The organism is Streptomyces sp. PTY087I2 (assembly GCF_001687325.1).
In the GTDB taxonomy this organism is placed as follows: domain Bacteria; phylum Actinomycetota; class Actinomycetes; order Streptomycetales; family Streptomycetaceae; genus Streptomyces.
In genome coordinates this window covers 1-8,957 of sequence record NZ_LZRD01000070.1, presented here as the reverse complement: position 1 = coordinate 8,957, position 8,957 = coordinate 1, and the positions used below count along the sequence as shown (strand labels likewise).

General features: G+C 71.7%; 6 protein-coding genes. 3 read left to right on the top strand and 3 right to left on the bottom strand.

Annotated features, from left to right (window positions below):
• Both A3Q37_RS35060 and A3Q37_RS35055 read right to left on the bottom strand, forming a co-directional pair.
• Positions 1 to 1,228, bottom strand: a 1,228-nt coding sequence (locus A3Q37_RS35060) for a sigma-70 family RNA polymerase sigma factor (RefSeq protein WP_141693645.1), incomplete at its 3' end; no start/stop codon positions are given.
• 274 nt (positions 1,229 to 1,502) lie between these two features.
• Complete coding sequence (locus A3Q37_RS35055) at positions 1,503 to 2,354, bottom strand: TetR/AcrR family transcriptional regulator (RefSeq protein ID WP_079138130.1); 852 nt, start codon at positions 2,352 to 2,354, stop codon at positions 1,503 to 1,505.
• A 415-nt stretch (positions 2,355 to 2,769) separates the two neighbouring features.
• Between A3Q37_RS35055 and A3Q37_RS35050 the strand changes: the two genes are divergently transcribed.
• Both A3Q37_RS35050 and A3Q37_RS35045 read left to right on the top strand, forming a co-directional pair.
• Complete coding sequence (locus tag A3Q37_RS35050) at positions 2,770 to 4,242, top strand: NAD(P)/FAD-dependent oxidoreductase (RefSeq protein WP_176711581.1); 1,473 nt, start codon at positions 2,770 to 2,772, stop codon at positions 4,240 to 4,242.
• Between the two features lie 289 nt (positions 4,243 to 4,531).
• Positions 4,532 to 6,196, top strand: coding sequence for a SpoIIE family protein phosphatase (locus A3Q37_RS35045; RefSeq protein WP_065491262.1), 1,665 nt, complete (start codon positions 4,532 to 4,534; stop codon positions 6,194 to 6,196).
• Between the two features lie 38 nt (positions 6,197 to 6,234).
• Here the strand turns inward: A3Q37_RS35045 and A3Q37_RS35040 are convergent, their stop codons facing one another.
• On the bottom strand, positions 6,235 to 7,587 hold the full coding sequence (locus tag A3Q37_RS35040; RefSeq protein ID WP_065491259.1) for an MFS transporter: 1,353 nt from the start codon (positions 7,585 to 7,587) through the stop codon (positions 6,235 to 6,237).
• A 132-nt stretch (positions 7,588 to 7,719) separates the two neighbouring features.
• Here A3Q37_RS35040 and A3Q37_RS35035 point away from each other — a divergent pair, with 132 nt between their 5' ends.
• Positions 7,720 to 8,277 carry a MarR family winged helix-turn-helix transcriptional regulator gene (locus A3Q37_RS35035; protein WP_030633517.1) on the top strand — a complete coding sequence of 186 codons (558 nt, stop codon included), beginning with the start codon at positions 7,720 to 7,722 and terminating at the stop codon, positions 8,275 to 8,277.
• The last annotated feature ends 680 nt before the right edge of the window (positions 8,278 to 8,957 follow it).

The window sequence follows — 8,957 nt, the reverse complement described above, 5'->3', positions numbered from 1 at the left end:
CCGCCACGGCGGCGGCGATCCCCGCCTTGGCGGGCGCGCCGAGCCCCTCGGAGGCGGCGGCTCCCCCGGCGGCCCCGCCGGTGGAACCGGACCCGGTGGCCGCGGCTGCGGCTCCCGCCCCGGCGGCCCCGGCCGCACCGCCGGCCACGATGCCCGCGGCCTTGAGCGAATACCCGGCGGCGAACCAGCCGATGACCGCGACGGGCAGCAGCGCCGGAATCCCCGCGTTCACATGGTCCAGCTCGCCCGCGGCCACCCGGCACTTGGCGCACTCGTCGAGATGCTTGCGCAGCCCGCGCTCGGCCCGGGTCCGCAGCCCGCCCCGGGCGTGGGCGCCGAGCCGGTCGGCGTACTGCGCGCAGTCCCCGCCGGTGGTGAGCGCCTGGCTGACGTGGGCCTGGAGATACGCCTGCTTGAGCCCTTCGCGGGCCCGGCTGGCCAGCACGGCGGTGGCGTTGGCGGTGAGGCCGAACAGCGGGGCGATCTCGCTCGGGGACTCCTCCTCCACCGTGGTGTGCCACAGGACCGCCTGCCAGCGCTCCGGGAGGCTCCGGAACGCCTGCATCGCCATCGACTGCTCGGCCTCGTGCATCGCCAGGACGTCGGCGCCGAGTTCGAGGGTGTCGTCGTCGGAGAGCTCGGAGGAGCGGGTCGCCTGCGTGGCGAACACCGCGAAGTCGTCGACCAGATGCTCCCGCTTGGCGCTCTTGGTCCAGGCGGCGGCGACATGGCGGACGGCGGTCATCAGATACGCCCGGACCGCTTCCGTCGGCCCCTTTCCGCCCCGTACGGCCTGGAGCGTGCGGGCGAACACCTCGGCCGTCAGGTCGTCGGCGGTGTGCGCGTCCCGGCAGCAGCTGCGGGCGTAGCGGAGCACGGCCCCCGAATGCCGCCGGAACAGCTCCTCGTAGGCCTGGTCGTCGCCGGCCCGCATGTCCTCGATCAGCCGGGCGTCGGAGAGACCGGCCTCGGGGGCCCCGCTGCGGCCGGAGCGCTGCTGCGGAACTGCGTGCGGGCCGACGCCCGCGCCCGCCTCGGCGGACGTGTCCTCCTCGGCGACGGCGGGCCACGGGCCGGGCAGGACGGTGCCGCCCTCGGCATCGCCGCCCGATCCGCCGCGCACGGCCTGGACCGGCACCTGCCCGGCGGACAGCCCGCCCGCCTTCGTGTCCCTGTCGGCCGCAGCGATCTCGCCGAGCGGCTCTTCCTGCTGCTCGTTACCGCTCATCGCGGAAGCCCCCGTATACACCCTCGGACCCGAATACCGGCCAAGACTGCCACATGGCTCAATCGTGTTGGCACCTCAGTGCCGCCAACCACTCATCCGGGGCGTTTTCCCGAATGTGAGTGCTAGAGCCCCCTCTTTCGGGGAATGACCCCCGGTTGATTCACCCGAGCGACACGGACCGAACCCCGGAGGGCCCGAACCCCGGCCGGGGCGAACCCCGGCCGGGGCGAGCGGCGCCGAGCAGCGTAGCCCGGCGCCGTCCCGCCGGACGCCGTCACGCCGGACGCGACCGCAGTCCCTCCAGCAGGATGTCCAGCAGCCGGGCCGAGGCCGCGGCCTGCTGAGCGGCGTCCGGCAGCGATGGAGCCGCCGTGGCGATGACCAGCAGCACATCGGCCACCGTCACGTCCCGGCGCAGCTCACCGGATTCCCGCGCCCGGTCCACCAGCCGCCCCACGACCTCCAGCAGCTCGACCGCGCCGGTCTCCTCGCCGAGGCCGTCCAGCCCGTCGCCGCCTCCGGCCGCGCGCCGGCCGACGGCACGGAACTCGTCCTGGCCCACGCCCTGCCGCTGCTGCGGAACCCGGGTCTCGTCCACGGATTCCGCAGCCGCCGGCACACCCGGCTGCTCCTCACCGTCGACTCCGACCCGCAGCACCTGCGGCGGCAGCAGCCTGCCCGCGCCCGACGCCACCGACGTACGCAGGAAGCGGGACAGCGCCGCCCAGGGCTTCTCCTCCTGCCCCAGCGCCGTACGCGCCTGCTCGGTCAGCCGGGCGGTCTCCTCCTCGGCTATCCGGCGCACCAGCACGTCCTTGCTCGGGAACCGCCGGTAGACGGTGCCCACGCCGACGCGTGCGCGACGGGCCACATCCTCCATCGGGGCGCCGTAACCCAGCTCCCCGAACACCTCGCGGGCCGCGCGGAGCACATGCTCCAGATTTCGTTGCGCGTCGACGCGCAACGGGGCCGAGCGCGGCGCGCCCGCGGCCCCCGTCGTCGCCGTTCCCGTGGTCGTCGCCCCGTTCGGGGCCGGTCCGGCAGCGGCCGAACCCAGCGCCGCCGCACTCACCGCGGCCGCGGAACGAACAGCATCGGCCGAGCTCATGACGCCCAGAGCGCCCACGGAGCCGAGGCGTCCTTTGTCCTCGGCAGCGCGCGAGAGCGCAGCCTGGCCATGAGTATCCTGAATATGCATAACTTCCCCCGGTTATGACGTCTCCCCCCGGAGACTTCCCGCCGTTTCAGCCGGGGAGCGGAGCCATACGAAATCCGCACCCGACACCCCGACGGGTTACGAACATAGTTGAGCCCGCGTCAATTCAGAAGGGGGTTGTTCCGCATGGGACGCCCCCCGGCCGGACCAGGATCCGATCGGCGCCGGAACATCACCCCTCCGCTCACCCCACACGTAGCGCCTGACCTGCACGGCTGTCGATTCCCGCCCCCGACGGGCCCCGAGCGACGCCGCCGGTCCTCCGGTCACACAATTTGCCGGGCCTGTGGACAAACCACTGACTCCGTTGCGTCATGGGGTGGTGATGGCTCCAGATTCCCGGGGGACGACCCCCGGCACCCGGCCAGGTGTGCGCATTCTCGTCGTCGGCGGCGGCTACGTCGGGATGTACACAGCGCTGCGTCTCCAGCGGAAGCTGAAGCAGAGACTGAAGAGCGGTGACGCCGAGATCGTGGTCGTCACGCCCGAGCCCTACATGACGTACCAGCCCTTCCTCCCCGAAGCGGCCGCCGGCTCGATCTCGCCCCGCCACGTCGTCGTACCGCTGCGCCGCGTCCTCAAGGACTGCACGATCCTCATCGGCGAGGCCCAGCGCGTCGACCACGCCAAACGCACCGCGACCGTCACCACCCTCGCCACCGGCGAGGACGGCACCGGGGCCCTGGAGATCGGGTACGACGAGATCGTCATCGCCCCCGGGTCCGTGTCGCGCACCCTGCCGATCCCCGGCCTCGCCGACTTCGGCATCGGTTTCAAGACCGTCGAGGAAGCCATCGGGCTGCGCAACCACGTCATCGAACAGATGGACATCGCCTCCGCCACCCGCGACCCCGCGATCCGCGACGCCGCTCTCACCTTCGTCTTCGTCGGCGGCGGCTACGCGGGCGTCGAGGCGCTCGCCGAACTGGAGGACATGGCCCGCTACACGGCGCGGTACTACCACAACATCAAGCCGGCCGACCTGAAATGGATCCTCGTCGAGGCCTCCGGGCGCATCCTCCCCGAGGTCGGCGAGACCATGGGCACGTACGCCGTCGGCGAGCTGCGGAGCCGGAACGTCGACGTCCGCCTGGAGACCCGCCTCGACACCTGCGAGGACCGCGTCGCCGTCCTCAGCGACGGCTCCCGCTTCCCCACCCGCACCCTCGTCTGGACCGCGGGCGTCAAACCGGCGCCCCTGCTCGCCGCCACCGACCTGCCCCTCACCGAACGCGGTCGGCTCCGCTGCACCGCCACCCTCGGCGTCGAGGACATGCCGCACGCCTGGGCCGCCGGCGACGCTGCGGCCGTACCCGACCTGACCGCCCCCGAACCCGGCCGCGAGACCGCCCCCAACGCCCAGCACGCCGTGCGCCAGGCGAAGGTCCTCGCCGACAACGTCGTCGCGGCCATCGACGGCCAGCCGCTCACGGAGTACCGCCACGCGTACGCCGGTTCAGTCGCCTCGCTCGGCCTGCACAAGGGCGTCGCCCACGTCTACGGCCGCAAGCTCAAGGGCTACCCCGCCTGGCTGATGCACCGTACGTACCACCTCAGCCGGGTACCGACGTTCAACCGGAAGGCACGCGTCCTTGCCGAATGGACCCTGTCCGGACTCTTCAAACGCGAGATCGTCTCCCTCGGCTCGCTGGAGCACCCCCGCGCCGAATTCGAACTCGCGGCGGGCGGCGGCGGTTCCGGCACCCCCGGACTGCCTGGTCCCAGCCGCCCGAAAGGCCCCGGAGAACCGCCGAAGGACGCCGGAGAGCCGCCGAAGGGCGGCCCGGAAGACAGCTGACCGGCCCGCCGGAACGACGGCTGACGGGCCGTTGACCGGACGGCCGGGCGGCGACTGTCAGTACGGTCGGTCACACTGGACGTGTGACCATAGGTGGGCCCACACCTGCACAGAGTGACCCGGTCGGCAGTGACCATCAGTGACCAGCAGCGACGCACCAACAGCACGACGAGGCCCGGCTGCGCCTTCCCGGGGGTACGGCCCCCGGAGCCCCGAACACGGCCGAGGAAACGGCAGAAGAAGCAGCCCGCCCGAGCGGACCAGACCGACACACGAGGCCAGAAATACCGTGAACTTCACGCGTTGGAGCGCCCGCCTCCCCGGAACGCAGCGCCGAGCCGCCGCGCGGGACGACCGCAGTTCCGTGCCGGCCGCCCGAGCCGAGTACGCCCGCCCGGAGGGCACGCCCGCCCAGCCCGACGACGCCTCCCCGGCGCCTTCCGGCACCGCCGCGGCGGAGGCCCTCCCCGGGCCCGCCCTCGACGACCTCTCCGCCCGCGAGATCCTCGGCCGGCTCCCCGCCCCCGTCGCCCTGCTGCACGGCCCGGACCACCGCGTCGCGTACGTCAACGACGCCTACGAGGCCACGTTCGGCCCCCGCCCGTCCGGCGTCCCCGCCGCCGAGGCCATGCCCGAGCTCGACCGGCTCAGCGTCCTCCCCCTGCTCGACCAGGTCCTGCGCAGCGGCACCCCCCGTACGGTCAAGTCCCGCAGAACCACCGAGGGCGGCTCGTACACGGTGACCTGCACCCCGATCGCCGGAGAGGACGGCGTCCTCGTCTACGCCGCCGACGTCACCGACCACGCCGAGGCCGCCGAACGCCTGCGCACCAGCGAGCGCCGCCACCGCGAAACGGCCGTCACCCTCCAGCGCTCCCTGCTCCCGCAGGAGCTGGAACAGCCCGACGACCTCCGCATCGCCGCCACCTACCAGCCCGGCGGCACCGACGCCGCGGTCGGCGGCGACTGGTACGACGTCATCACCCTCGGCGCCGGCCGCACCGCCCTCGTCATCGGCGATGTGATGGGCCGCGGCGTCCGGGCCGCCGCCGTGATGGGCCAGCTCCGCACCGCCGTCCGCGCCTACGCCCGCCTCGACCTCCCGCCGCACGAGGTGATCCAGCTGCTGGACGTCCTCGCCGCCGAGATCGACGCCAGCCAGATCGCGACCTGCGTCTACGCCGTCCACGATCCGAACGAGGGACAGCTCGTCTACGCCTCCGCCGGACACCTCCCGATCCTCGTCCGCGACGAGGACGGCACCGTCCACCGCGCCGCCGACCCCACCGGACCCCCGCTCGGCACCGGCGGCTGGGTCCACACCTCGGGCACCATCGCGCTGCCGCCCGGCTCCACCGCGGTCCTCTACACGGACGGCCTGGTCGAACGGCGCAGCGAGGACATCGACGAGGGCGTCGCCTCCCTGGCCCGCGCCCTCTCCGGCGCCAAGGGATCACCGCAAGTGGTCTGCGACCGGCTGATCCGCTCCCTCGGCGTCACCGCCGAGCACGACGACGACGTGGCGGTCCTGGTCGTCCAGCACCCCGCCCGTACGGGGACGAACGCGGAGCTGTTCCACAACGCCGCGCTCGATCTCCTCGGCGGCATCGAGGCCGCCCCGCGCGCCCGCGCCTTCGCCACCGGAGTCCTGACCTCCTGGCGTTTCCCCGTCGAGCTCCGCGACCTCGGCGTCCTCGCCACCAGCGAGCTCGTGGCGAACTCCCTCCAGCACGGCACCCCGCCGATGCGCCTGGGACTGCGGCGTACGGACCGGCGGCTGATCATCGAGGTCACCGACGGCGACGACCACCTGCCGCGCCGCCGCCAGGCCGAACCGGCCGACGAGGCGGGACGCGGCATCTCGATCATCGCCTCGATCGCCACCTCGTGGGGCAGCCGGCGCACGCCGGGCGGCGGCAAGGCGGTCTGGTGCGAGTTCGCCCTGCCGCAGTGAAACAGGGCGGCAGGGCGAACGTTCTGCGTCAGGCCCGGTCAGTGACCGGCGGAGGCAGAGGCGGGGACGGAGCCGGAGACGTGGGCGGGTGCGGTGTGTCCGGCGGGCACCGCGCCGTCCGCCTCCTCGGGCAGTGACACCGCCACCACCCGCGAGGGGGACCCCGCGAGCGACGGCTGATCCTGTACGGGGGTGAGCCGGCGCCCCAGCCGCAGCGCGAGCACCGTGATGCCCAGCGAGAACAGCACGAACGTCACGATGTACGGACCGTGCAGCGACGCCCCCATCGGACCGCCGACGGCCGGACCGACCGCCAGCGCGAGCTGCTTGCACAGGGCGAACGCCGAGTTGTACTGCCCGACCATCGACTCCGGCGCCAGATCGGCGACCAGCGGCGCGACGGTCGGCGACAGCATCGCCTCACCCAGCCCGAACAGCGCGTACGTCGAGATGAACGCGGCCGTCGCCATGGCCTGGCTGCCGTGCCCCAGCCCCGCGTACCCGGCGACGATCCAGGCGAAGGCCCAGATGAGCCCGACGGCCGCGATGACCCGGCTGCGCCGCCGCCGCTCCACGAGCCGCAGCACGACGAACTGCGCGACGACGATGACCGCGGTGTTGGCGGCCAGCGCGAAGCCGAGGGTCGAGGGCTGGATCCCGGCGGCCTCGGTGCCGTACGCGGCGAGCCCGGACTCGAACTGCCCGTAGCAGGCGAAGAACAGCACGAACCCGAGCACGCACAGCTGCACCATGGCCCGGTGCGAGAGCAGCGCCCGCAGCCCGCCGCCCTTGGCAGCGGCGTCGCCCGAGGGCCGGGCACCGCCGAGGGAAGCCGTACGGGGCATCCGCACGGTGGTGACGACGACACCGAGCACCACGAACATCGCGGCCTCGATCAGGAAGAGCATCGTGAAGCTCGCCGGACGGTCCACGTCCACGAGCTGCCCGCCGACGAGTCCGCCGAGGCCGAGCCCCAGGTTCTGAAGGAAGAACTGCATGGCGAAGGCGCGCGTACGGGTCGCGGTGCTGGAACACCACACGAGCATCGTGGCGAGGGCCGGCTGCATGACGGCGGTGCCCGCACCCAGGACCGCGGCGGCCAGCACGGCGGCCGGAACACTGCTCGCGAACCCCAGGGCCGCGGCGCCCACGGCAGCCAGAGCCGAGGCCACCACCAGTACGGGCAACGGGCCCCGCCGGTCGATGGCCCGCCCGGTGAACGGCAGAACGGCCAGCGCTGCCATCGCGAAGACCGCCAGGACGACTCCCGCCGTCCCGGCGCCCAGATCCCGCACCTGCGCCACGTAGACGTACAGATACGGAACGGTGAACCCGAGCCCGAACGCGCTCAGCGCGCTGCCCAGCTGGATCCGCCGCAGCGCTGCGCCCATCTCCCTGGTCACACTCACCTACCTCAAGATCTTGAAGGAATCAGACTCGAAGACTTTAGCACTAAACTTAGAAGGTGAAAACTTCAGACTGAAGGACTTCAAGGGTGGTGGAGGCGTGCCATACTGCCCGCCATGTCCGAGAGCACCGAGGAGCCCGGCCCCAGCGAGCCGAGCCTCGACGAACAGATCGCCGCCTACCAGCGCGAGTTCCGCGACCTTGACCCCCAGGTCGAGCAGGTCGTCTCCGCACTGGGCCGTCTGAACCGCCGGATGAACGTCGCGTACGGGAGGCAGGTCGCCGCGCTCGGCATCAGCAACGCGGAGTGGGAGGTCCTCAAGACCCTCGTCCTGTCGGGTGCCCCCTACCGCCTGGGCCCCGGCGAACTGGCGAAGCGCCTCGGTCTCACCCCGGCCGCCATGACCCACCGCATCGACCGGATGGCCGGCGAGGGCCTGGTCACCCGGGACCGCGACGAGAACAACCGGGTCCGCGTCATCGTCGAGCTCACCGACGAGGGCCGTACGAAGTGGCTTGAGGCGATGCGCATGGCGACCGACTTCGAGGAGGACCTCCTCCAGGACCTGTCCGGCGACGAGCGCGGCGTCCTCGGCGAGCTGCTGGTCCGCCTCCTGCGCCGCGTGGAGCACGCCCAGCCGGACGCCGGCGGCCGGCTCACGGACCTGGACTGAAGCCCAGGCGGGAGGCCCTGCGGAGGTCACCGGGGGAGGGTTGACACACCCCTGGTGGATCCGTAAAGTTCTCCGAGTTGTCACGGAGCCGGACGGTTCCGGGGCAGCCGATCCCGCCGCGAACGCGGCAACCAAACTTCAGCACGATCTCCCACTCGGGATGATTTCGGCATGCCGGAATTCACGACGAGGGCCCGATTATGAGCCGCCGGGAGAATCCGCTAGAGTTTGAGCGTCGGAACGGCCCAACAGCCGTGAAGACAAGCCCTGCTGACTGGGAATCAGGCCCGAAAGGATCTGATAGAGTCGGACTCGCCGGAAAGGGAAACCGCGAAAGCGGAGAACCTGGAAAGCGAAACTGCACGGCCCGCTTCGACCGGGAATCGGACACGAAAGAGTCTGATAGAGTCGGAAACGCAAGACAGCAAGATAAAGAAGTGAAACGAAGGGAAGCGCCCGGAGGGCCCCGGTGATACGGGACCGAAGGAAGCGTCCGTTCCTTGAGAACTCAACAGCGTGCCAAAAGTCAACGCCAGATATGTTGATACCCCGTCTCCAGCATCACGCTGGGACGTGGTTCCTTTTGAAATACACAGCGAGGACGCTGTGAACAACGGGTCTTATTCCGACCGGTTGTTCCGCTCTCGTGTGTGTGCACCCGATTACGGGTAAACATTCAC

What these genes read in the sequence shown, in the direction of transcription:
- A3Q37_RS35050 (WP_176711581.1), top strand. Translation starts at nt 2,770, where the DNA reads ATGGCTCCAGATTCCCGGGGGACGACCCCCGGCACCCGGCCAGGTGTG.
- A3Q37_RS35040 (WP_065491259.1), bottom strand. Translation starts at nt 7,587, where the DNA reads ATGGGCGCAGCGCTGCGGCGGATCCAGCTGGGCAGCGCGCTGAGCGCG.
- A3Q37_RS35035 (WP_030633517.1), top strand. Translation starts at nt 7,720, where the DNA reads ATGTCCGAGAGCACCGAGGAGCCCGGCCCCAGCGAGCCGAGCCTCGAC.